A 20,173-nucleotide genomic window follows, 5' to 3' on the forward strand; every position below is an offset into this window, starting at 1 on the left:
TCAGTCTCCCTCCCACTTCTCCAGCAGCCGGTCATGATAGCGCCCCAGCTCAAGAAGCCGACTGGCACCCCGCCCGCTTTCGCCAAGCCGTGCGCGCAGAAGGCGCAGGCGCTTCTCGCAAGCGCTTCGCTCGGCGGCTTCCTGTGTCTGCGCCAGCAGGTCTTCCACCTCACGAATCTCGCGCTGAAGCTGAAGCTCCGGGGGCAGATAGCCTGAGTTCTTCAGCAGTCGGTAGCCTGCCCGCAGCGCCTCGGGAATCATGCTGTCGTCGTCGAGTTCGATGGGCTTGCCGTGATCCGGCAGGTCGTCGAAGGCGCCTTCCTGCTGCGCCTTCTGGATACGTGCCTCGGCCAGTTGATCGAGCAGGGACATGGGAGCACCTCGTGGCGTAAAGCGGTCCTGTTGACCAGACTTTAGGCCATCGGCGCGCTCCCATCACCCGCCACCGGGAACCATCAAGAGAAGGAAGGCTCGAGGGCTACAGCTCTGGATGTCGACGATGCCAGTCGGTAACCTGCTGGAAGGCCCAGCCGGCGCGTACCAGCATCGCTTCATCGAACATCGGTGCGATGAACTGAAAGGCGATGGGCCCGCCCTGCTGGCTGAAGCCCGCCGGCAGAGTAATGGTCGGGTGTCCGCTCAGGTCGAAAGGACAGGTATAGCGCAGGCAGGCCCGGTGGCGGGCCGGTTTGGCGGTCAGCGCAGAAGCGGCGTGCAGACTGGCGAAGTGTTGCTGGACGCAACAGCCCCCGCGAGATTGCTCTCGCGGGGGCTGTGGTCGTGGCGGGACACCTTCGATCAAGCCCTGCCAAGGGCTCTGGCGCTAGCTTGGACTCAGGCGTCGGCCTTTTCCTTCTTCGTCTTGCGGCCAGCCGCCTTGCCGGTGGGTGTGCTCGCTTCGTCCCTGGCGTTCTGTCGGGCCTTTTCCGGGGCCTTGGCAGGGTCATCGGCAAGAGCCCGGGCCGGCGCGCGCGCTTCGCTCTTCTTGATCACGGTGGTGCCGGCGAAGGTCTCGCCCTCTACATAGACCTCTCCGTAGTAGGACGCTCGCAGCACTTCCTTGAGCTCGCTGATCAAGGGATAGCGCGGGTTGGCGCCGGTGCACTGGTCATCGAAGGCCTCTGCGGCCACTTCATCGAGCTTGGCCAGGAAGTCGGCCTCGGGGACGCCGGCGTCCCTGATCGAGGCGGGGATGTCCAGCTCGCGCTTGAGCTCATCGAGCCAGTTGATCAGTCGCTCGACCTTCTGGGCGGTACGGTCGCCGGCCAGGGACAGCCCCAGGTGATCGGCGACCTCGGCGTAGCGGCTGCGCGCCTTGGGCCGGTCGTACTGGGAGAAGGCGGTCTGCTTGGTCGGGTTGTCGTTGGCGTTGAAACGCACCACGTTGGTGATCAGCAGCGCATTGGCCAGTCCATGGGGCAGATGGAACTCGGCGCCGAGCTTGTGGGCCATGGAGTGACACACGCCAAGAAAGGCATTGGCGAAGGCCATGCCGGCGATGCTGGCGCCGCTGTGGACCTTTTCGCGGGCCACGGCGTTGCGCTCGCCCTCACGGTAGCTGGCCGGCAGGTATTGCTTCAGCAGCTTCAGCGCCTGCAGCGCGTGACCGTCGGAGAACTCGTTGGCCAACACCGAGACGTAGGCCTCCAGCGCGTGGGTCACCGCGTCATAACCCCCGAAGGCGGTCAGCGAGCGGGGCATCTTCATCACCAGGTTGGCATCGACGATGGCCATGTCCGGGGTCAGCTGATAGTCCGCCAGCGGGTACTTGATGCCGGTGGCGTCATCGGTGACCACCGCGAAAGGCGTGACCTCGGAGCCGGTTCCTGAGGTGGTGGGGATGCACACCAGGCTGGCTTTTTCGCCCATGGTGGGGAACTGGTAGATCCGCTTGCGGATGTCCATGAAGCGCATCGCCAGATCCTGGAAGTGCACGTCCGGGTGCTCGTACTTGACCCACATGATCTTGGCGGCGTCCATCGGTGAGCCGCCGCCGAGCGCCAGGATCACGTCGGGCTGGAAGCTGGCCATGGCCTCGGCGCCCTTGTCGACGATCGACATGGTGGGGTCGGCCTCGACGTCGTAGAAGGTGTGGACCTCCATGCCGAGTCCCTTGAGCAGTGCCATCAGCTCATCGGCGTAGCCGTTGTTGAACAGGAAGCGGTCGGTGACGATAAAGGCGCGCTTCTTGTCCTTGAGGTCGGTCAGCGCCACCGACAGGCTGCCTCGACGGAAGTAGATCGATTCGGGGAGCTTGTGCCACAGCATGTTTTCCGCCCGGTTGGCCACGGTCTTGGTGTTGATCAGGTGCTTGGGACCGACATTTTCGGAGATCGAGTTGCCGCCCCAGGAACCGCAGCCGAGGGTCAGCGAGGGCGCCATGTCGAAGTTGTACATGTCGCCGATGCCGCCGTGGGAGGTGGGGATATTGACCAGGATGCGCGCGGTCTTGAGACGGTCGCCGAAGTAGCGGATACGCGACTGCTGAGTGTCCTGGTCGGTGTAGAGCCCTGAGGTATGGCCGATGCCGCCAAACTCGACCATGGTGCAGGCCTGGTCCACCGCGTCCTCGAAGGAACTGGCGCGGAACATGCCCAGTGTCGGTGACAGCTTCTCGTGGGCAAAGGCGTCGTCGATGCTGACCCGCTCGCCCTCGCCGATCAGGATCTTGGTGTCGGCGGGCACCTCGATGCCGGCGAGCCCGGCGATGGTCGCCGCCGACTGGCCGACGATGGCGGCGTTGAGCGCGCCATTTTTCAGAAGCACCTGACGGACCTGGTCGGCCTCGGCGGCGGACAGCAGGTAGGCCGCGTGGGAGGCGAAGCGTTCACGCACCTCGTCGTAGACCTCATCGAGCACGATCACCGCCTGCTCCGAGGCGCACACCACGCCGTTGTCGAAGGTCTTGGACATCAGGATCGAGGCAACCGCGCGCTTGATGTCAGCGCTCTCGTCGATCACCACCGGCACGTTGCCGGCGCCCACACCGATGGCCGGCTTGCCTGAGGAGTAGGCCGCCTTGACCATGCCGGGACCGCCGGTGGCCAGGATCAGGTTGATCCCCTCGTGCTTCATCAGGGCCTCGGACAGCGCCACCGAGGGCTGGTCGATCCAGCCAATGATGTCCTGTGGTGCGCCGGCAGCCACCGCCGCCTCCAGCACCAGCTTCGCGGCGGCGTTGGTGCAGTGACGTGCGCGCGGGTGGGGTGAGAAGATGATGCCGTTGCGGGTCTTCAGCGAGATCAGCGCCTTGAAGATGGCCGTGGAGGTGGGGTTGGTGGTGGGGATGATGCCGCAGATCAGGCCCACCGGCTCGGCGATGGTCATGGTGCCGGCTTCATCGTGGGTAGCGATGACGCCGCAGGTCCTGTCGTCCTTGTACTTGTTGTAGATGAACTCCGAGGCAAAGTGGTTCTTGATCACCTTGTCCTCGAGCACGCCCATGGCGGTCTCTTCCACCGCCTGGCGGGCCAGCGGTATGCGGGCTTGGTTGGCGGCAAGCGAGGCGGCGCGAAAAATCGCATCGACCTTCTCTTGAGAGAAGCTGGCAAAGACCCGTTGCGCGGCCTTGACCCTGGCGACGAGAGCGTCGAGTTCAGCGAGGTTGGTAACAGCCATCATTGGCCTCCAGTAACATGACTAAGGAAAGAAAAGCGACCTGCGAAACCTCCTTGGCGTGTGCAGTGCCTGTTGCTCGGAGCTGGGCATGTGCCTGGCTCGGGCGTCGGCGAGCCTAGGGCTCGGGCGTCGGCGGGCATAAGGCTCGTGCGGCGGCGAGCATAAGGCTCGGGCGCCGGCGAGCATAAGGCTCGGGCGCCGGCGAGCATAAGGCTCGGGCGTCGGCGAGCATAAGAAGCAAAGCGGCTTGAAAAGTGGCTTGATGTCTTCCCGTCGAGATTCAGTCTATGGCTGTCTCGATTCAGCTCTGCTGACAGGGGTCAGTTTTGTCGCCGGTATTCTGCTGATTCGAACATCATGATGATCGCAAGCATCAGCTCGGCCTATCCGTGGGCTGGGGTAGGGAGGGCGCTTCAGCCGAGCCCCCCGTGGAGGAGGAGAGGTAGACTCCACCTCGGTCAGGAGAGGCCATTGGCAATAATGTCAGGACACAAATCGTCACTCCGACGGGTCTTGCGACCCGAGTGATGGTTGACTAGCCTTGTGTGACGATAGTTGGACGAAAGCTATACAGAACGAAAGGAGTCGTTATGTGGAGCCTCAAGGATCTTCATCTGCAGCCGATCGCCGGTGAATGGAGGGCTGGAAGTTCCGGCGAGTCGCTCAAGGTGATGGACCCCTACCACCAGAAACAACTGGTGGAGATCACCCAGGCAGATTGCTCCGACGTCGAGCGTGCCTTTGATGCGGCCGACCGAGCGCAACGGCAGTGGGCGGATACCAGCGCTAGCCACAGAGCGGCTGTACTGCGCCGTGTCGCCGAACTGATGGAAGAGCGCAAGGATGAACTGGTCGAGTGGCTCATCCGCGAGTCGGGCAGCACTCGCATCAAGGCCGAACTCGAGTGGAACAATGCCTGGGAGATGTCGCTCGAAGCCGCCGCCATGGCCACTCGCGTGCAAGGTACCACTGCCGCTTCGAGCGTCCCGGGCAAGGACCATAGGGTCTATCGCAAGCCTCTGGGCGTGATTGGCGTGATCAGTCCCTGGAACTTTCCCTTCCACCTGACCCAGCGCACCATCGGCCCCGCCCTTGCGCTGGGTAACGCCGTGGTGCTCAAGCCTGCCAGCGATACCCCCTTGACCGGTGGATTGCTGCTGGCACGGCTTTACGAGGAAGCGGGGCTGCCGAAGGGGCTCCTCAGTGTTCTGGTTGGTGCCGGCAGCGAGCTCGGCGACCCGCTGGTCGGACATCGGCTAGCCAAGCTTATCTCCTTCACCGGTTCCACCGAGGTGGGCCGACAGATCGCCAAGGGGGCGGTCGGCGGAGAACATATCAAGCCAGTGGCACTGGAACTCGGCGGCAACAGTCCCTTTGTGGTGCTCGATGACGCTGACATCGATCGGGCCGTACGGGCGGCGGTGGTCGGCAAGTTCATGCATCAGGGCCAGATCTGCATCGCCATCAACCGTATCATCGTCGATGCGTCGATCCACGACGCCTTTGTCGAGCGCTTCGTCGAGCGGGTCAAGGGGCTCAAGGTCGGGGACCCCTCCGACGCAGATACCGTCATCGGACCGATCATCAACGATCAACAGCTAGACGGGCTGAAGGACACCATCGACAGGGCCCGGGAGTCTGGTGCCCGGGTGGCGCTCGAGGGCTCTCTTGAAGGTCCTTGCCTGCATCCCTGGGTGTTCAGCCATGTCAGCGAGGAGATGGACCTGGCCTGCAACGAGATCTTTGGTCCGATCGCCGGCATCATCAAGGCCGACGGTGAGGCCGAGGCGATACGCATCGCCAATGCCACCGAGTATGGTCTCTCCGCAGCGGTCTTCAGCGGTTGTCCGGCGCGCGGCGAACGGGTGGCACGCCAGATAGAGTCGGGAATGGTGCACGTCAATGACATGCCGGTGAACGACGAACCACACATGCCGTTCGGTGGCGAGAAGAATTCCGGGATCGGCCGCTTCAACGGCGACTGGGTGCTGAACGAGATGACAACCGTGCAATGGGTCAGCGTCCAGCACGAGCCTCGCGACTATCCCTTCTGATGGTTTCCTCGGATACGGTGCGAAGCGCGTGCCGCCTGCTAGAGTCAAGTAGACTTAGGGTTGTGACTTGAACCCTCTGTGAGCGTCCCTGGACCCTGGCCAGGGTCAACCGACAGCGCTAGGGTGAAAGGGAATCAAGACCAACGTCTTAGACAAGGAGATGTTATGAAAAACAGCATGATGCGTCGTTTCGGAATGGCTTTCGTGATCGCCATGATGGCGGGTGGTCTGGCCGCCTGCGAAGAGGAAGGCCCTGCCGAGCAGGCCGGCGAGGAAATGGATCAGGCGGTCGAGGATGCCGGTGAGTCCATGGAAGACATGGGCGAAGAGATGGAAGAGTCGGCCGAGGAAGCCACCAACTGATGTGACAGGCGTCACCGTCAGCGGCGCTATGCCGAGAGAGGCAGCGTGAAGGACGGGTCTGCTCACACTGACCTTGTGGGTCGGTGATGTCGCCTGTCTTCGCCGCTGAGGAGTATCAGGATAAGAGGTCTGCCCCCCAGGGGCAGGCCTTTTCTGTGTGCAACGGAGTTGTTTCATGATCAAGCGGATCAAGATCGCGGCGGCACTGAGCGGCCTGATGATGTCCCAGGCAGTGATGGCGGCTGCGCCCCAAACGTCACACTGGTCCTACACGGGAGACACGGGACCTGCCCACTGGGCTGACATCGACGACGACTTCAGTATGTGTGGCCTGGGTCGCAACCAGTCGCCCGTTGATATCGATGGCGCTATCGATGCCGAACTTCCACCGCTACAACTTGAGTACGCGACCACCGGGACCAGGGTCTTCAACAATGGCCACACGGTGCAGGTAGCCTCCCCCGAGGGCAACACGCTGACGCTTGATGGGGATCTCTTCACCCTGCAGCAGATGCACTTCCACGCGCCTTCCGAGCACACGGTAGACGGACGCCGGTTCCCGCTGGAAGCGCATCTGGTGCACAGCGACAAGGACGGCAATCTGGCGGTAGTCACGGTGCTGTTCGAGGAAGGCGAGGAAAATGCAGCATTGCGCTCGCTTGCCGATAGCCTGCCGGATACCGCCGGTGAACGTGCCGACGTAGCCGATACCGTGAACTTCACGCAGATGTTGCCGGCCCAGCATGACTACTATCGCCTGAACGGTTCCTTGACCACTCCACCCTGCTCCGAAGGCGTCCGCTGGGTGATCATGCAGAGCACGCAGGGTATTTCGTCTGACCAGGTCGAGTCGTTCTCTGCTGCGATCGGGGAAGCCAATAATCGGCCGCTGCAGCCTCTGAATGCCAGAGTGCCTCTCAAGTAGTTCCGTCTCTCGACAACACCTTGTCACATGGTGATAACCATCGCTCCCGGACGTCGTCGGCGCTGCTGCGCTGGGTCCGGGAAGTGCGCTTGCATGGCATCATTGATGCCGACGGTACTAGCCAAGTCGCGATTGTCACTCTAATGTAAACGGGGAAGTTACAAATTCTTTCTCCTGGAGGTGCTTCATGAAGCAAGGAATGTTTCGTCGTCTGGCCCTGGCCAGCGCTGTGGCGTCCATGATGCTGGTACTGGCGGGTTGCGAGGACGACGCAGCCGAAGACGCTGGCGCTCAGGTGGACGATGCACGCGAAGCGGTGGAAGAGCAGGCGCAGGAGACCGCCGCTGAAGCGGAGCAGTTGGCTGAGGACGCCGGAGAGGCGATGAGCGAGACCGCCGACGATGCCGAGCAGGCGATGGATGACGCCGCCGCCGAAGCGGAGCAGCAGGCCGAGGACGCCGGAGAGGCGATGAGCGAGACCGCCGACGACGCTGAGCAGGCGATGGATGAAGCCGCTGCCGATGCCGAACAGCAGGCCGAAGAGGCGGAGCAGGCGATGGATGAAACTGCTGCCGATGCTGAACAGGCGATGGATGAAGCCGCCGCCGATGCCGAGCAGCAGGCCGAGGACGCCGAGCAGGCGATGGACGAAACCGCTGCCGATGCCGAGCAGGCGATGGACGAAACCGCCGCGGACGCCGAACAGCAGGCCGACGAGGCTGCCGCAGGAGCCTCCAACCTGGTCGACGACGCTCAGGAAGCGCTGGGTGATGCTGCCGATGCCGTGCAAGAGCAGGCCAACGAGGCCATGGAGGGCATGAGCAATCTGGCAGAGGACGCCCAGAATGCCCTGAGCGATATGGCCGGTGACGCCGAACAGGGGGCCGATGCGGCTGCTGAGAGCGCGGGTCAGGCGGTCGAGGAAGCCGGTGACGAGGTCGAGCAGGCGACCGACGAGGCGGCCCAGTAAGTCGAACCTTCTGGTCGGGGCTTTTGCTCCGGGCGTCGGTTCTACAGGCCCGGTTTGGTCAGACTTGGCGCCTTCATGGCGCCTTCAGACGCACCCACCGGCCCTTGAGCCCGTCAGAAACACAAAAAGGCCGAGATCCAGGATCTCGGCCTTTTTGCGCTGCCTATCTGTGGGCTGGGTGGCCATCACTGCCCGCCGCTGAGGGCGGCAGGCAGCGACGATGATCAGCCGTTCTGCTCGATGCCCTGGATGTACCAGGGGGCATCGTCACGCATTTCGCGGATCAGGTGCCAGGTCTCGTTGAACTCGGTTTCGCTGCCGTTTTCCTTGAGCACGCCGTGGAACAGCACCCGCGCCTCGGCCTGGTTGGCGAACTCCTGAACGCCGCCGAGCTCCGCAAACAGGCGCACGATTTCGGTCTGGTTGTTGGCCGGCTCCTGGGCCCGCTGTTCGCGCAGCAGGTTGTAGAGTTCCGGCGTCACGTACTCCTGGATGCGCGGCAGGTCGTTGTTGTCCCAGGCCCGCTGCAGGGTCATGAAGTGCTCCTTGGCGCCGCCGAGGAAGCGTTCACGGTCGAACCAGGCGGGGTCTCCCTGAGGCCCTCCGGTCTGAGTGCCTGCGCTGTGGGCACCGAGACCTCCGGCGGAGCCTGGCATGTTGAACGGTGAGCTCTGGTGCTGTTCACGGTGCATGCCGGATGAACCGCCTCCCGCCGATGCGGTGGCCGTGCGCCGCCGTGCCAGCAGCTTGAACAGCAGGAAGGCCGCGCCTGCCATCAGCAGCAGGTCGACCATGCCGAGGCCATCGAAGGCGCCGCCGAAGAACAGCGCGCCGAGCAGGCTGCCGGCCAGCAGACCGCCGAGCATACCGCCCATCAGGCCGCTCTTCTTGCCGGCGGTCGGGGCGGCGTTGGGACGAGCGGTGTTCTGTGACTGGGTCGCACTGGGGCTGGCCTGGCGCGAGTAGGAACCAACACTCTTGCCGCCACCCAGGCGGCGGGCGTCGGCGCTGTCGACGGCAAGGCCGAAGCCCATCACGCCGACAAGGATCATCACGAGAAGGTGACGCATCGAAGACATCTCCGTAGTTCGGCCTGCATTGGCCAGTCTGGGCCTTTGACCCTGGTGGTCAGAGGCACGTCGCTCGTCCATTCTAGCGATAACGGGCGCCGCGGGAAGCCGTGTATAACGAAAAGTCGAGGAGACCCCATGCTGATCGAACGTAGTGACAGTCTGCTGCTGGTGGTCGACGTGCAGACGGCATTGATGCCGGTGGTGGAAAGAGGGGATCAGGCGATCACCGAGATCGGCTGGCTGGCGGCCGTGGCAGAGCGCGTGGAGGTGCCTGTGTGGGTGACCGAGCAGTATCCTCAGGGGCTCGGGGCGACCGAGCCGCGACTGAAATGTGCCCTGCCACAGAGCACCCGCTGGTTCACCAAGAGTCACTTCAACGCCTGCCGGGAGCGCGATATTGCACAGACCTTCGAGGCGGCTGCGCCGCGTCAGGTCGTGATTGCCGGGGCCGAAGCCCATATCTGTGTGCTGCAGACGGCACTTGGCCTGCTGGAACGGGGTGTCGAGCTGTTCTGGCTGGTCGAAGGCTGCGTCAGTCGCCGCAGCGATGAAGCGAGACTTGCCGGCGAGCGCGCAAGACAGGCCGGCGCCTGGCAAGTCAGCGCCGACATGGTGGCCTACGAATGGCTGGAACGCTGTGACGACGCGACCTTTCGCGAGGTGCATCGTGAACTGCTTCGCCCCAGGGCGTCCCGGCCTTTGCGGCTGGCGCCCTGAGGGTCACAGCTGGCGCGCCAGCCAAGCCAGTCAATAAAGCCACGCCTTCATGATCGCTGAAAGGTGGCACCGTGCACCGTCTGCGGCGCACGGACGAGACGCTACCGGCGTAGCGGCGGCGCGACTCAGGCGGGGTTGTCGCGGGTGAACACCAGGGTGCCACCCTCGGACTCGGCGGCGTTGAAGCGGTACCCGGCCACGTCGAAGTCCTTGAGCCCTTCCTTGTCGTCCAGGCGTTGCTGGATCATCCAGGCGGCCATCAGTCCCCGGGCCTTCTTGGCGTAGAAGCTGATGATCTTGTAGCGATCGTTCTTCCAGTCCTTGAACACCGGGGTGACCACTTCGGCCTTGAGCTTTCTGGCATCGATGGCCTTGAAGTACTCGTTGGAGGCCAGGTTGACCAGCACAGGTGTTCCGCTCTGTGCCACCGCCCGGTCGAGCTCCTCGGTCAGCAGCGGCTTCCAGAAGGCGTAGAGATCCTTGCCCTTGGCGTTTTCCAGACGGGTGCCCATTTCCAGGCGGTAGGGCTGGATCAGATCCAGCGGGCGCAGCAGGCCATAGAGGCCCGACAGGATGCGCAGATGATCCTGGGCGAAGCGGTTGTCGGCTTCATCGAAGGCGTCGGCCTGCAGGCCGACGTAGACGTCGCCCTGGAAGGCCTGGGCGGCGACCTTGGCGTTGTCCGGAGTGAACGGGGTCTGCCACTGACCGAAGCGCGCCGCGTTGAGTCCGGCGATCTTGTCGCTGACGCCCATCAGCTCCGAGATGCGGGCCGGGCTGTAGTCGCGCAGGATGTCGATCAGCTCGCGGGAGCGGTCGAGGTAGTCGGGCTCGCTGTGGATATCGGTGGTGGCCGGGGTCTCGAAGTCCAGCGTCTTGGCCGGAGAGATCACGCTGAGCATGGGCGTGCTCCTGATGTCAGGTAGGGAAAATTGGCAAGTGGCCGTCATTGTACCAAGCCCCGCCGCCGCTCGGGACGAGGGCGAGGCTATGGACGCCATAGTAAAGAGGGCATGCCTGCCGGCAAGGCAGGCGTTCTTCTTTGCTTGAGGCCGGGGGGGGGCGAGGCCGCTTCAGGGGCTGGGGTTGGGCAGCCTGTGATGGATGGCCTCGATGCCTTCGATGACTTCGTCGGCCAGCACCAGGGCCTCCGAGGCGAGGTTGCTCTCGAGCTGCTCCATGGTGGTCGCGCCGATGATGTTGCTGGTCAGGAAGGAGCGCGAGTTGACGTAGGCCAGCGCCATCTGGGCCGGGTCCAGGGCGTGCTCGCGGGCCAGTTCGACGTAGGCGCGGGTAGCATCGATCGCCTGATCGGAGCTGTAGCGGCTGAAGCGGTCCCACAGGGTCAGGCGGGCGCCGGGCGGACGGGCGCCGTCCAGATACTTGCCCGACAGCACGCCGAAGGCCAGCGGCGAGTAGGCCAGCAGTCCCACCTGTTCGCGGTGAGCGATCTCTGCCAGCCCCACCTCGAAGGTCCGGTTGAGCAGGTTGTAGGGGTTCTGTATCGAGGCAACCCGCGGCAGGCCCAGGGACTCGGCCAGTTGCAGGCAGCGCATCACGCCCCAGGGTGTCTCGTTGGACAGACCCACGGCACGTACCTTGCCGGCATCGACCAGTTCCTTGAGGGCCGACAGTGTCTCTTCCAGATCGGTGGCCTGCTCGTCCTCGTCGTGGTTATAGCCCAGGCGACCGAAGAAGTTGGTCGAACGGTCCGGCCAGTGCAGCTGGTAGAGATCGACGTAGTCGGTGTTCAGGCGTGCAAGGCTTGCGTCGATGGCCTCATGAAGATGGGCGCGAGTCAGGCGAGGTCCGCCGCGGATGTGCTTGATACCGGGGCCGGCAGCCTTGGTGGCGATGACCACGTCGTCGCGGCTTTGGCGGCCCTTGAGCCAGGAGCCTACATAGCTCTCGGTCAGTCCCTGGGTGTCGGCCTTGGGCGGCACCGGGTACATCTCGGCGGCGTCGATGAAGTTGACGCCGAAGGCCACCGCGCGGTCGAGCTGGGCATGGGCCTCGGCCTCGGTGTTCTGCTCGCCGAAGGTCATGGTTCCAAGGCACAGGCGACTGACGTCGATGCCGGTGTTGCCAAGGGGACGGATCTGCATGGGGACTCCTTGTGGTAGGCCTTTGTCAGGGGGGCGCAGCGCCGCCGCCGGACCGTTTTTGCTGCAAAGCATCGAGATGGTACCTTTGGCCGATAGGGGTCGCCAAATCCCGGGGGTTGAGTCCGTATCGGGCCAGGCGTATGCTTGCCACCCCGTTGCCGCGGAGGAGTCCGTGGCACCGTCGATTCAACAGGAGATCGCCCGCGACACAGGAGGTGTCCGGTCCGACTTCCATCCTTTGGACTCAAGGTTGTTGCCATGCAGCAGGCATCGTCACTGAAGACGCGGCTCGAGTACCGTCTGGCCCAGCAGTTGTTTCACACTCGCTGGTTGCCCCGCTCGCCGCGAACCCAGAGGCTGACCATGCGTCTGTTTCAACGCTGTGCGGACGCCGGGCACCCGGCGGCACTGTCGTTGTACGGGCACATGCTGTTTCACCGGTCACGGGCACCCCAGGACAAGGCACGCGGCGCTCGCTATGTGCTGCAGGCCGCCCATGGCGGGGACGTCAGGGCGCAGTACCAGGCAGGCCAGATCCACGAACATGGCTGCGCGCTGTACCCGGCGCGCCACGACCACGCCGTGACCTGGTACGCCCGGGCCGGGGAAGCGGGGCATGCGTTGGCGGCGGCGCGCCTGGAGCGCGCCTACCGGGATGGTGAGCTGTCGCTACCGGTGGATCCAGAGCGTGCCGCCTACTGGGCGGTGCTGGCTTCTGCAGGACAGCCCTCGTCAGGGCAGCCCTCGTCAGGGCAGGCCTCGTCAGAGCAAACCTTGGCACGGCAGGCCTCGCCAGGTTCGGCCAATAGCGCCCTGGCCAATGGACAGCCTGTTCCGGGGCAGTCCGCCAGGCAAGACGGTGTCATGCTGGACAAAGCGGAAGCCCAACAGCGACACTAGAGGTATCAGGCGCGGCGGTTGGGTCGCGCACGGGTCCCGGTGAGGCCGAGACGAGCGGCGGTTCAGGATTCCCTGGCCGCCGCTGGTAGTTTGGGCCTCGGGTACGGTTTTCGTTGTCGGGTGACGTCGGGGAGGCGTTTTGGCCGACTGTCACGACGAGGTTTGCTGCCTGTGGTGTTACCGACTCTGCTGGATATCGAAGCCTCTGGATTCGGGCGCGGCAGCTACCCGATCGAGATCGGTCTGGCGCGGCCGGACGGCAGCTGCTGCGCCTTTCTGATTCAGCCCCTCGAGGAATGGACCCACTGGGATCCCAAGGCCGAGCTGCTGCACGGGATATCCCGGGCCCGGCTCGAGCGCGAGGGCTATCCGGTACGTCATGTCGCCCGTTGGCTTAACGATGAGCTGCACGATATCGGCATCGCCTACAGCGATAGCTGGGGGTACGACAACACCTGGATGTCGCTGCTGTTCCACCACGCCGGCATGATTCCCGCCTTCCGCCTGGAAGCGCTGCGGCGGTTGCTCGACGAGACCCAGATGGCGATGTGGAGCGACATCAAGGAGTCGGTGATCGAGGAGCGGGGCATTCAGCGCCATCGCGCCGGCGAGGACGCCCGGCTGCTGCAGTTGACCTTCGCCCGCACCCAGGAGCTCAGCGCGCGCCGCTGACGCTCACTGTTTATCGCTCTCGCTGACGCTCACTCTTTCTCGCGTTCTCTCTCGCACTCTTTGCCGCGCCATGGCGCCGCTCTATGTGGCGCCGCTCTCTATGGAGCTGTTGGGAGCCTGCCTACCTGAATAGTTACCCACAGCCGGTCCGGCTGACCGTCTGTGGATAACGTGCGCTGGTGTGAACCTTCAGGGAGCGAGATCAATCGGCGGCGACACGCAGCAGCAGCTTGCCGGTGTTGGCATTGTCGGCGAGGTGCTGGTGGGCGGCCTCGACCTCCGTGATGGGCCAGTCGGCGTCGATCAGCGGAGCGAGCTCGCCGCGCTCGAGCCTTGGCCACACGTGGCGAGCGAGTTCACCCAGAATCCTGCCCTTGTCTTCCGGTGACCTGGCCCGCAGGGTCGAGCCGATCAGGCGCTGGCGCTTCATCAGCAGGCGGCCGATATCGAGCTCGGCGTGGCGTCCGCCCATCAGCCCGATCACCACCATTCGTCCATCGGCGGCCAGCACCCGTTGATTGTCGGCCAGATAGCTGGCCCCCACCGGGTCGAGGATCAGGTTGACCTCGCCGAATGCCTTGACCGCCTCGACGAAACTGCCCTGGTGGCGGTTCCAGCCCGCCCTGGCACCCAGCGACAGGCAGCGCTTGAGCTTTTCATCGCTGCCCACGGTGACAAAGCAGGGGTGACCGAACTCGCGGCACAGCTGGATCGCGGCGGTACCGACGCCGCTGGCGGCGGCGTGCAGCAGCACCTGTTCGCCTTCGGCGAGTTGGCCTTCGATGAACAGGTTCAGCCAGGCGGTGGCGTAGACCTCCGGCAGGGCGGCGGCCTCGCGCAGGCCAAGGCCATCGGGCACCGGCAGCACCTGGCGTTCGTCCACGCAGACCTTCTCTGCGTAGCCGCCACCGGCGAGCAGCGCGCACACTTGCTGTCCAACCTGGAGCTTTTCGACCTCGGGGCCGAGCGCCACCACGCTACCGCTGACTTCCAGTCCCAGCACCTCGGAGGCGCCTGGGGGCGGTGGGTACTGACCGGCGCGCTGCATCAGGTCGGCGCGATTGACGCCGGCCCAGGCCACCTCGATATGCACTTCTCTGGCCTGGGGGGCGGGGAGATCGTCGGTGGACCGCCAGATCAGGCGGTCGCCGTCTTGCTGCATGGCGTACATCGGACATCCTCCATGATGAAATGAGAGGTCTACGAGGCGGTTGAGAAGCCGCTTGGACGCAGGAGCCTAGCGCTTGTCCAGGCGGGCCTCGAGCGCCTCCAGCAGAGCGTCGGGGTTGGCTGCACTGATCAGCGTATCGAGCGTGGTGGTGTCGAGAAAGCCCTGCTCCACCCCGGCGTGGAGGAACGTAAGCAAGGGGCGATAGAAGGCGCAGGTGTCGAGAATGCCGATGGGCTTGGCGTGCAGGCCGAGGTAGCGCCAGGTCCAGGTCTCGAAGAATTCCTCCAGGGTGCCGATCCCGCCCGGCAGCATCACGAAGGCGTCGGCGTTGGCCGCCATCTGGGCCTTGCGCTCGTGCATGTCGCCGACACGAACCAGTTCGGTCAGGTCATCGTGGGCCAGCTCCCGGTCCACCAGGTGGTGGGGCATGACGCCGATGACCTGGCCACCGGCCTCCAGGGTGGCATCGGCCAGCGCGCCCATCAGGCCGACACTGGCGCCACCGTAGACCAGGCCATGGCCACGTTCGGCCAGGCGCCGGCCGAAGGCGCGGGTATCTTCGAGAAAGCGGGGATCTTCGCCCTGGCGTGAACCAAGATAGACACAGATCTGGGCCATGGAACGTTCTTCCTGTCGCGGCGTGAAGGGGGAGAGCGCTTGTCTGCGAGCAGCTCAGGGCAATAGATCGATGATGCCGTAGTGCTCGTCGACCCACTGGCCGATCACGTTGTTGCCGCACAGGTGATGGGCGTACTGGGTGTGCAGGCAGCGCACCTGATCGTGGTTGGCGATGCCGCCGATGCCGCGTTCACGCAGCACCTTGTCATAGCCCAGACGCTCGACCTCGGCACGCTGCCCGGCGCTCATGTGCGCCCAGCGGGTGGCGATGTAGTCCTGGTGGCTTGCATGGTAGGCCGCACGGAAGTCGTCATCCTCCTTCAGCCGGGCTTCCAGCGACTTGATCACGCCGGCCGCCTCGATCCGTGACAGCTCCACCTTGAGCAGCTCGGAACTCAGCCAGAACAGGGTGGGAAACGGCTTGCCGTCTACGATCGGGGCCATGCGCAGCACCAGCGGAGTGCCTTCGCCGTCGGTGGCGGCAAGGGCCTCGATGCCGCGGGGCTCGCGACCGAGCTGCTCGGCGATGATCGCCGTCTGGGCGGCATCGGGGGGCGTGTCAGGACGGATCACCATCGGGGTTGTCTCTTACGAATTTGGTGGAGCGCCCCACCGCGCGAAAGAAGGCACGATTGAGCTGTTCCGGGGTGGGGACGTAGGCCTGCTCGCGCTCGATGAACTCGGCGCCGCGTGCGATCAGCACGTCGTAGAGGCGATTGAACGGGGCATCATAATCGTAGGGATCGGCGCCGAACAAGCGAATGTGCGGATAGTCGGCGAAGCGCTCGAGGAAGAAGGCTTCCAGGCTGGCCTCGGCGGCGCGATGGCGGACCTTGTCGTCCGGGTCCAGCCACAGGGTGTAGCGGATCGCCATGGGCACCTCTGGTGTCGATATGGCTCCACCCTAGCATTTTTGCCATTTTGACGCTTGTTCGGCCGGTCTTTTTACCGGGAACGGGGCTGTCTCGAAGGGCTGTCTCGAAGGGCTATCTCGCCAGCGCCACCACCTGGGCATCGGTCAGCGCGATCAGGTCGTCCGGGGCCAGGGTGATTTCCAGGCCGCGGCGTCCGCCGCTGACGTGGATCTGGCTGTGGTCGTGACAGCTGTCATCGATAAAGGTGGCCAGACGCTTCTTCTGACCCAGCGGGCTGATGCCACCGACCACATAGCCGGTGGCTCGTTCGGCCGCTTCGGCCTCGGCCATGGCGGCCTTGCGACCCTTGGCCGCCTTGGCCAGGGTCTTGAGGTCGAGCTTGCGCGATACCGGCACGATGGCCACCACCAGGCGCTGGCCATCGATGCTGGCCAGCAGGGTCTTGAACACCGCCGCGGGGTCCAGCCCCAGCGCCTCGGCCGCCTCCTCGCCGTAGGCCGGCGAGCGCGGGTCATGCTCGTAGCTGAGGGTGGAAAACGGTCTGCCGGCCTTTTCCAGCGTCTTGACGGCAGGGGTCATGGTCAGGCGATCTCCGGTTCGTGAAGGTGCTCCATCAGGGCTTCGCGCAGCTCGCCTTCGATCGGCACCGCCTTCTTGGTCTGGTGGTCGAAGTGCACCAGCACGGTGTGGCCGAGATTGGTCAGCTCGCCCTTCTGGTGGGCTTCCTGGGTCACGGTGAAGGAGCTGTTGCCCAGGCGTGACAGGTAAGTGCGAACCTCGATGTCATGGCCATAGTGGAGTTCGGCGCGATAGTCGATCTCCATGCGTGCCATGATCAACCGCCACTTGGCCGGGTCCAGGTCCGGGGTGAACAGGCGGAAGAGGTCGTTGCGTGCCAGCTCGAACCAGGCCGGCAGGCGGGTATTGTTGACGTGACCGAGGGCGTCGGTGTCGTAGAAGGCGGGCTCGATGGTGCGGGTCAGCATAGGGCGTTCTCGTTTGTTGTGGTGGTGATGTCAGGGTTTCAGGATTATCCCAAGCAAGCGCTAGGTCAAGATGCGGGCGTCGGCGCGCCGGTCTTGGCTCAACGCTTGGCTCAGCCTTTAGCTCAGCCCTTGTCTCTCAACTTCGGCGGCCTGCCCACCACTGCTGCACTCGCATCCACGACAACAGCCACAGGGTGGCGGCGGCGAAGCCCAGCAGGGTGCCTGGCCACAGGCCGAGGCTTGCGTAGGTCAGTGACACCACCAGGGCGTAGCACAGAAGCGAGCCCAGGCCCGCAGGATAGTGCTTGATGACCGTGGCCACCGGTGCTGCCCCCTGGGTCAGGTGGAGGATCACCAGGAACGGGTACATGGTCACCGGGAACGCCGCCATGACCCCGGCCCAGGCGCTCGGCACCACATGGGCGAGGCCGGTGATCAGGAAGATGATGCCCGCGGCGAGCCCTGCCCGCAGCGCCAGCGCGGGCCAGGAGAAACCGCCCTTGGGGGTGGCCTTGACGTCGGGGATCCGGCGATACAGCCAGGTGAAGACGATGATGGCGACCAGGGTGGTGAGGGTGCCACCGAGGCGGCTGAAATCGACCTGGGTCAGCAGGCTGCTGGCGGCGAGCCAGGCGACAAGGCCACCCGCGGTTCCCTGGGCCACGCCCTTGAGCCCGTCACCGCGTGCGGCCAGCAGGTAGCCGCCGCCCAGTGCCAGGGTCGCGGTGAAGCCGGCCAGGGTGTGTACGGCGCTGTCGCTGGCGAACTGGGGCGACAGCTCCAGGCCAATGAAGAACAGTGCGATGGCGGTGCCCAGCGGGTAGCCGGAGAGCAGGCCGGCGACCCGGGTGCTGACCCGCTCGGCGATGACCGACAGGCCGAGCACGACGCCGACGGAGATAAGCAGTTTGGCCAGTTGCCAGTGAAGGGGGACGTCCATGAGGGGAGGGGGTTCCTTGGGTTATCGTAGGTATCTGGTGACCAGGTTCAAGCGAGATGACCATGACCGAGCTGTCGCCGCCCCCGAGGCCAGAGCGCTGCGAGCTGTGCGCGCGAGGGGCGCCCCTGACCAAGCATCATCTGATACCGCGTTCGCTGCACGGCAAGGCGCGCTATCGCAAGCGCCACGATCGCGTCGAGCGCCTGACGGCGATCCTGTGGGTGTGCCACGGCTGCCACCGCCATCTTCACGCGCTGCTGAGCGAGCGTGAGCTGGCCGACCATTATCGCAGCCGCGAGGCGCTGCTGGCACATCCGGAGATTCGTTCCTTCGTCGAATGGCTGTCGACCAAGCCCGACGGCTTTCGGCCGAAGCGGCCGACCCGGCGGCGTCGTTAGTGCGGTGCCTAGACCAGCCTGAGCCCCTGACGATCAACCCAGGCGGCGGTCACCGCGGCCGCCAGCGGTTGGCGAAGGTGTTCCGGCAGGGCGTCGACGGCGGCGTCGCGGCTGTCGAAGGCGCGATTGCGCAGCCAGCAGTAGGCCCAGGCGCAGGCCTCGGTCTCATCGCCGGGTGTCGGCCGGGCAGGCATCTGGACCAGCAGGAACAGCGCGGTACGCACCGCCCAGTGGGGTGGGATCTCGTCGTTGTCGGCGGCGGCCCAGCGCTCCAGTGTGGCGCCGTCCGGGGTCTCTCCCGGGTCGCCGAGGCCGGCGACCCGGGCGGTTTCTGCCAGGATCAGCGCCAGGCGATCGGGGTCGCCGCGTCCAAGCGCCAGCCACTGGCCGATCAGGGCAGGCATTCCTCGGCATACCTTGGCGAAGAATCCGTGATGCGGCATGGTGCTTGTCATGGGGGAAGCGTCCTTCAAGTGCTTGGCCAGGGTATCCTGGCAACCGACCAGCCATCGTCAGGGAGATGACCATGAAACCCGATTTTGCCACGCCGATCGATCGACGACAGCCCCGCGGTGATGATCGTTCACCACATTGGCCGTCACAGAAGTGGCACCGCCACGGTGATGACGTCCTGCCGCTGTGGGTCGCGGACATGGACTTCCGCTCGCCCGAGGCGGTGGTCGAGGCGCTGTCGGCGCGCATCGATCACGGCGTCTTTGGCTACGGTCTGGTGGCGGAAAGTCTGGAACAGACGCTGATCGACTGGAGTGCCAGCCACTATGGCTGGGACATCGAGGCCCGCTGGCAGCACTGGCTGCCGGGGGTGGTACCGGCGTTGCACCTGGCGAGCCTGGCCTTTACCGAGCCTGGCGATGGGGTGCTGACGGTGACGCCTATCTATCCGCCGTTCTTGCAGGTGGCCAGGCGCACCGGGCGCCAGCCCCAGCAGGCAGCCATGCGCCCGCCCCAGGCGCCGGGCGAGCCCTGGACGCTGGACCTCGAGGCGCTGGAGGCGGCGATCACCGAGCGGACCCGGCTGCTGTTGTGGTGCCAGCCCCACAACCCCACCGGACGAGCCTGGCGCCGCGAAGAGCTCGAAGGACTCGCCGAACTGGTCGAGCGTCATCGGTTGATCGTGGTCTCAGACGAGCTGCACTGCGACCTGCTGCTCGACGAAGGAGCGCGCCACCAGCCCCTGGCCGCCGCCTTCCCGGCGCTGGCCGATCGCATCATCACCCTGTGGGCGCCGTCCAAGACCTTCAATCTGGCTGGGCTGACCGCTGCCTGCGCGATTTGCCCCGACGCCGGCCTGAGAAAGCGCTTTCGTGATACCGCCAAGGGATTGATGCCGGACGCCAATGTGCTCGGGCTGGTGGCGGCTGAGGCCGCCTATCGCCACGGCGAGCCCTGGCGCCAGGAGTTGTTGACGGTACTGCGTGGCCACCGCCAGACGCTGGTCGAGCGCGTCGCTGGCTGGCCCGGCGTGGGCTTCAGCGCCCCCGAGTCGACCTATCTGGCCTGGCTCGATCTGCGCCAGTCGACCCTGGGTGGCGAGGAGTCGCCGGCCAAGGCATTGCTCGAGCAAGCCGGGGTCGCGCTGTCGGATGGCGCCGACTTCGGCTGGCCGGGCTTTGCGCGGCTCAATTTCGGCACCACGGCCACCCAGCTTGACGAGGCGTTGACGCGTCTGGATCCGGTGCTTGGCGGCTGAGTGGCGATGGCGCAATATCTCCTCGACAACGCAAACGGGGCCCTCGAAGGGGCCCCGTTTTCATGCTGACGCGATGA

22 protein-coding genes and 1 pseudogene are annotated in these 20,173 nt (G+C 65.0%); 9 read left to right on the forward strand and 14 right to left on the reverse strand.

All coding sequences use genetic code 11. The features are described from left to right. The 3 genes from NKF27_RS02185 to adhE form a co-directional block, all read right to left on the reverse strand. The gene (locus NKF27_RS02185) at positions 1 to 372 is read right to left on the reverse strand and encodes a DnaJ family domain-containing protein (RefSeq protein WP_108448480.1); all 372 of its coding nucleotides are present in this window, start codon (positions 370 to 372) and stop codon (positions 1 to 3) included. 106 nt (positions 373 to 478) lie between these two features. After that, positions 479 to 802 carry an amidase family protein gene (locus NKF27_RS02190; protein WP_253555178.1) on the reverse strand — a complete coding sequence of 108 codons (324 nt, stop codon included), beginning with the start codon at positions 800 to 802 and terminating at the stop codon, positions 479 to 481. A gap of 32 nt (positions 803 to 834) precedes the next feature. Beyond that, complete coding sequence (gene adhE, locus NKF27_RS02195; protein WP_253555179.1) at positions 835 to 3,618, reverse strand: bifunctional acetaldehyde-CoA/alcohol dehydrogenase; 2,784 nt, start codon at positions 3,616 to 3,618, stop codon at positions 835 to 837. A 590-nt stretch (positions 3,619 to 4,208) separates the two neighbouring features. Between adhE and NKF27_RS02200 the strand changes: the two genes are divergently transcribed. From NKF27_RS02200 to NKF27_RS02215, 4 genes are all read left to right on the forward strand, one after another. Then, positions 4,209 to 5,672, forward strand: coding sequence for an aldehyde dehydrogenase family protein (locus tag NKF27_RS02200; RefSeq protein ID WP_253555180.1), 1,464 nt, complete (start codon positions 4,209 to 4,211; stop codon positions 5,670 to 5,672). Between the two features lie 165 nt (positions 5,673 to 5,837). Further along, the gene (locus NKF27_RS02205) at positions 5,838 to 6,035 is read left to right on the forward strand and encodes a hypothetical protein (protein ID WP_045991360.1); all 198 of its coding nucleotides are present in this window, start codon (positions 5,838 to 5,840) and stop codon (positions 6,033 to 6,035) included. 175 nt (positions 6,036 to 6,210) lie between these two features. Then, positions 6,211 to 6,960, forward strand: coding sequence for a carbonic anhydrase (locus NKF27_RS02210; RefSeq protein ID WP_253555183.1), 750 nt, complete (start codon positions 6,211 to 6,213; stop codon positions 6,958 to 6,960). A 187-nt stretch (positions 6,961 to 7,147) separates the two neighbouring features. Further along, the gene (locus NKF27_RS02215; RefSeq protein ID WP_253555185.1) at positions 7,148 to 7,930 is read left to right on the forward strand and encodes a hypothetical protein; all 783 of its coding nucleotides are present in this window, start codon (positions 7,148 to 7,150) and stop codon (positions 7,928 to 7,930) included. 224 nt (positions 7,931 to 8,154) lie between these two features. Here the strand turns inward: NKF27_RS02215 and NKF27_RS02220 are convergent, their stop codons facing one another. Continuing rightward, positions 8,155 to 9,000, reverse strand: coding sequence for a Tim44 domain-containing protein (locus tag NKF27_RS02220; protein WP_045991358.1), 846 nt, complete (start codon positions 8,998 to 9,000; stop codon positions 8,155 to 8,157). 138 nt (positions 9,001 to 9,138) lie between these two features. Between NKF27_RS02220 and NKF27_RS02225 the strand changes: the two genes are divergently transcribed. Beyond that, positions 9,139 to 9,720 (forward strand): isochorismatase family protein, encoded by a 582-nt coding sequence (locus NKF27_RS02225; protein WP_253555187.1) that lies wholly within the window; start codon positions 9,139 to 9,141, stop codon positions 9,718 to 9,720. A gap of 125 nt (positions 9,721 to 9,845) precedes the next feature. Here the strand turns inward: NKF27_RS02225 and yaaA are convergent, their stop codons facing one another. Beyond that, positions 9,846 to 10,622 (reverse strand): peroxide stress protein YaaA, encoded by a 777-nt coding sequence (yaaA, locus tag NKF27_RS02230; RefSeq protein ID WP_045991356.1) that lies wholly within the window; start codon positions 10,620 to 10,622, stop codon positions 9,846 to 9,848. A 171-nt stretch (positions 10,623 to 10,793) separates the two neighbouring features. Continuing rightward, positions 10,794 to 11,825, reverse strand: a complete 1,032-nt coding sequence (locus NKF27_RS02235; RefSeq protein ID WP_253555189.1) for an NADP(H)-dependent aldo-keto reductase — start codon at positions 11,823 to 11,825, stop codon at positions 10,794 to 10,796. 258 nt (positions 11,826 to 12,083) lie between these two features. On the opposite strand from NKF27_RS02235, the pseudogene NKF27_RS02240 reads away from it, so the two are divergent. Then, a pseudogene (locus tag NKF27_RS02240) lies at positions 12,084 to 12,539 on the forward strand (tetratricopeptide repeat protein); the annotation flags it as partial. Between the two features lie 351 nt (positions 12,540 to 12,890). Next, complete coding sequence (locus NKF27_RS02245) at positions 12,891 to 13,397, forward strand: hypothetical protein (protein WP_108131597.1); 507 nt, start codon at positions 12,891 to 12,893, stop codon at positions 13,395 to 13,397. Between the two features lie 202 nt (positions 13,398 to 13,599). Here the strand turns inward: NKF27_RS02245 and NKF27_RS02250 are convergent, their stop codons facing one another. From NKF27_RS02250 to NKF27_RS02280, 7 genes are all read right to left on the reverse strand, one after another. Continuing rightward, complete coding sequence (locus NKF27_RS02250) at positions 13,600 to 14,568, reverse strand: NAD(P)H-quinone oxidoreductase (protein ID WP_253555192.1); 969 nt, start codon at positions 14,566 to 14,568, stop codon at positions 13,600 to 13,602. 66 nt (positions 14,569 to 14,634) lie between these two features. Then, complete coding sequence (locus tag NKF27_RS02255; RefSeq protein WP_253555193.1) at positions 14,635 to 15,186, reverse strand: TIGR00730 family Rossman fold protein; 552 nt, start codon at positions 15,184 to 15,186, stop codon at positions 14,635 to 14,637. Positions 15,187 to 15,240: 54 nt separating this feature from the next. Further along, positions 15,241 to 15,762, reverse strand: coding sequence for a DUF501 domain-containing protein (locus NKF27_RS02260; protein WP_108131195.1), 522 nt, complete (start codon positions 15,760 to 15,762; stop codon positions 15,241 to 15,243). Further along, positions 15,746 to 16,060, reverse strand: coding sequence for a hypothetical protein (locus NKF27_RS02265; RefSeq protein WP_045991351.1), 315 nt, complete (start codon positions 16,058 to 16,060; stop codon positions 15,746 to 15,748). Before NKF27_RS02265 ends, NKF27_RS02260 begins: the two co-directional genes overlap by 17 nt. 112 nt (positions 16,061 to 16,172) lie before the next feature. Next, positions 16,173 to 16,640 (reverse strand): Cys-tRNA(Pro) deacylase, encoded by a 468-nt coding sequence (gene ybaK, locus NKF27_RS02270; RefSeq protein WP_045991350.1) that lies wholly within the window; start codon positions 16,638 to 16,640, stop codon positions 16,173 to 16,175. A gap of 2 nt (positions 16,641 to 16,642) precedes the next feature. Next, positions 16,643 to 17,047: a thioesterase family protein gene (locus NKF27_RS02275; RefSeq protein ID WP_045991349.1), complete on the reverse strand. Its 405-nt coding sequence runs from the start codon at positions 17,045 to 17,047 to the stop codon at positions 16,643 to 16,645. A gap of 136 nt (positions 17,048 to 17,183) precedes the next feature. Beyond that, entirely contained in the window at positions 17,184 to 17,987 is an 804-nt protein-coding gene (locus NKF27_RS02280) for a hypothetical protein (protein ID WP_253555195.1), read from the reverse strand. 62 nt (positions 17,988 to 18,049) lie between these two features. Here NKF27_RS02280 and NKF27_RS02285 point away from each other — a divergent pair, with 62 nt between their 5' ends. Continuing rightward, on the forward strand, positions 18,050 to 18,385 hold the full coding sequence (locus NKF27_RS02285; RefSeq protein ID WP_249743018.1) for a hypothetical protein: 336 nt from the start codon (positions 18,050 to 18,052) through the stop codon (positions 18,383 to 18,385). 8 nt (positions 18,386 to 18,393) lie between these two features. Here NKF27_RS02285 and NKF27_RS02290 read toward each other — a convergent pair whose 3' ends face one another. Further along, entirely contained in the window at positions 18,394 to 18,828 is a 435-nt protein-coding gene (locus NKF27_RS02290) for a hypothetical protein (RefSeq protein ID WP_222515822.1), read from the reverse strand. 83 nt (positions 18,829 to 18,911) lie between these two features. Between NKF27_RS02290 and NKF27_RS02295 the strand changes: the two genes are divergently transcribed. Next, positions 18,912 to 20,096, forward strand: coding sequence for a MalY/PatB family protein (locus NKF27_RS02295; RefSeq protein WP_253555197.1), 1,185 nt, complete (start codon positions 18,912 to 18,914; stop codon positions 20,094 to 20,096). The last annotated feature ends 77 nt before the right edge of the window (positions 20,097 to 20,173 follow it).

The sequence above is a fragment of the Halomonas sp. DN3 genome (genome assembly GCF_024137905.1).
GTDB lineage: Bacteria > Pseudomonadota > Gammaproteobacteria > Pseudomonadales > Halomonadaceae > Halomonas > Halomonas litopenaei.

Excerpts from the sequence above, each read along its gene's own strand:
- NKF27_RS02185 (WP_108448480.1), bottom strand. The coding sequence starts at position 372 with ATGTCCCTGCTCGATCAACTGGCCGAGGCACGTATCCAGAAGGCGCAG.
- adhE (WP_253555179.1), bottom strand. The coding sequence starts at position 3,618 with ATGGCTGTTACCAACCTCGCTGAACTCGACGCTCTCGTCGCCAGGGTC.
- NKF27_RS02200 (WP_253555180.1), top strand. The coding sequence starts at position 4,209 with ATGTGGAGCCTCAAGGATCTTCATCTGCAGCCGATCGCCGGTGAATGG.
- NKF27_RS02205 (WP_045991360.1), top strand. The coding sequence starts at position 5,838 with ATGAAAAACAGCATGATGCGTCGTTTCGGAATGGCTTTCGTGATCGCC.
- NKF27_RS02210 (WP_253555183.1), top strand. The coding sequence starts at position 6,211 with ATGATCAAGCGGATCAAGATCGCGGCGGCACTGAGCGGCCTGATGATG.
- NKF27_RS02215 (WP_253555185.1), top strand. The coding sequence starts at position 7,148 with ATGAAGCAAGGAATGTTTCGTCGTCTGGCCCTGGCCAGCGCTGTGGCG.
- NKF27_RS02220 (WP_045991358.1), bottom strand. The coding sequence starts at position 9,000 with ATGCGTCACCTTCTCGTGATGATCCTTGTCGGCGTGATGGGCTTCGGC.
- NKF27_RS02225 (WP_253555187.1), top strand. The coding sequence starts at position 9,139 with ATGCTGATCGAACGTAGTGACAGTCTGCTGCTGGTGGTCGACGTGCAG.
- yaaA (WP_045991356.1), bottom strand. The coding sequence starts at position 10,622 with ATGCTCAGCGTGATCTCTCCGGCCAAGACGCTGGACTTCGAGACCCCG.
- NKF27_RS02235 (WP_253555189.1), bottom strand. The coding sequence starts at position 11,825 with ATGCAGATCCGTCCCCTTGGCAACACCGGCATCGACGTCAGTCGCCTG.
- NKF27_RS02250 (WP_253555192.1), bottom strand. The coding sequence starts at position 14,568 with ATGTACGCCATGCAGCAAGACGGCGACCGCCTGATCTGGCGGTCCACC.
- NKF27_RS02255 (WP_253555193.1), bottom strand. The coding sequence starts at position 15,186 with ATGGCCCAGATCTGTGTCTATCTTGGTTCACGCCAGGGCGAAGATCCC.
- NKF27_RS02260 (WP_108131195.1), bottom strand. The coding sequence starts at position 15,762 with ATGGTGATCCGTCCTGACACGCCCCCCGATGCCGCCCAGACGGCGATC.
- NKF27_RS02265 (WP_045991351.1), bottom strand. The coding sequence starts at position 16,060 with ATGGCGATCCGCTACACCCTGTGGCTGGACCCGGACGACAAGGTCCGC.
- ybaK (WP_045991350.1), bottom strand. The coding sequence starts at position 16,640 with ATGACCCCTGCCGTCAAGACGCTGGAAAAGGCCGGCAGACCGTTTTCC.
- NKF27_RS02275 (WP_045991349.1), bottom strand. The coding sequence starts at position 17,047 with ATGCTGACCCGCACCATCGAGCCCGCCTTCTACGACACCGACGCCCTC.
- NKF27_RS02280 (WP_253555195.1), bottom strand. The coding sequence starts at position 17,987 with ATGGACGTCCCCCTTCACTGGCAACTGGCCAAACTGCTTATCTCCGTC.
- NKF27_RS02285 (WP_249743018.1), top strand. The coding sequence starts at position 18,050 with ATGACCGAGCTGTCGCCGCCCCCGAGGCCAGAGCGCTGCGAGCTGTGC.
- NKF27_RS02290 (WP_222515822.1), bottom strand. The coding sequence starts at position 18,828 with ATGCCGCATCACGGATTCTTCGCCAAGGTATGCCGAGGAATGCCTGCC.
- NKF27_RS02295 (WP_253555197.1), top strand. The coding sequence starts at position 18,912 with ATGAAACCCGATTTTGCCACGCCGATCGATCGACGACAGCCCCGCGGT.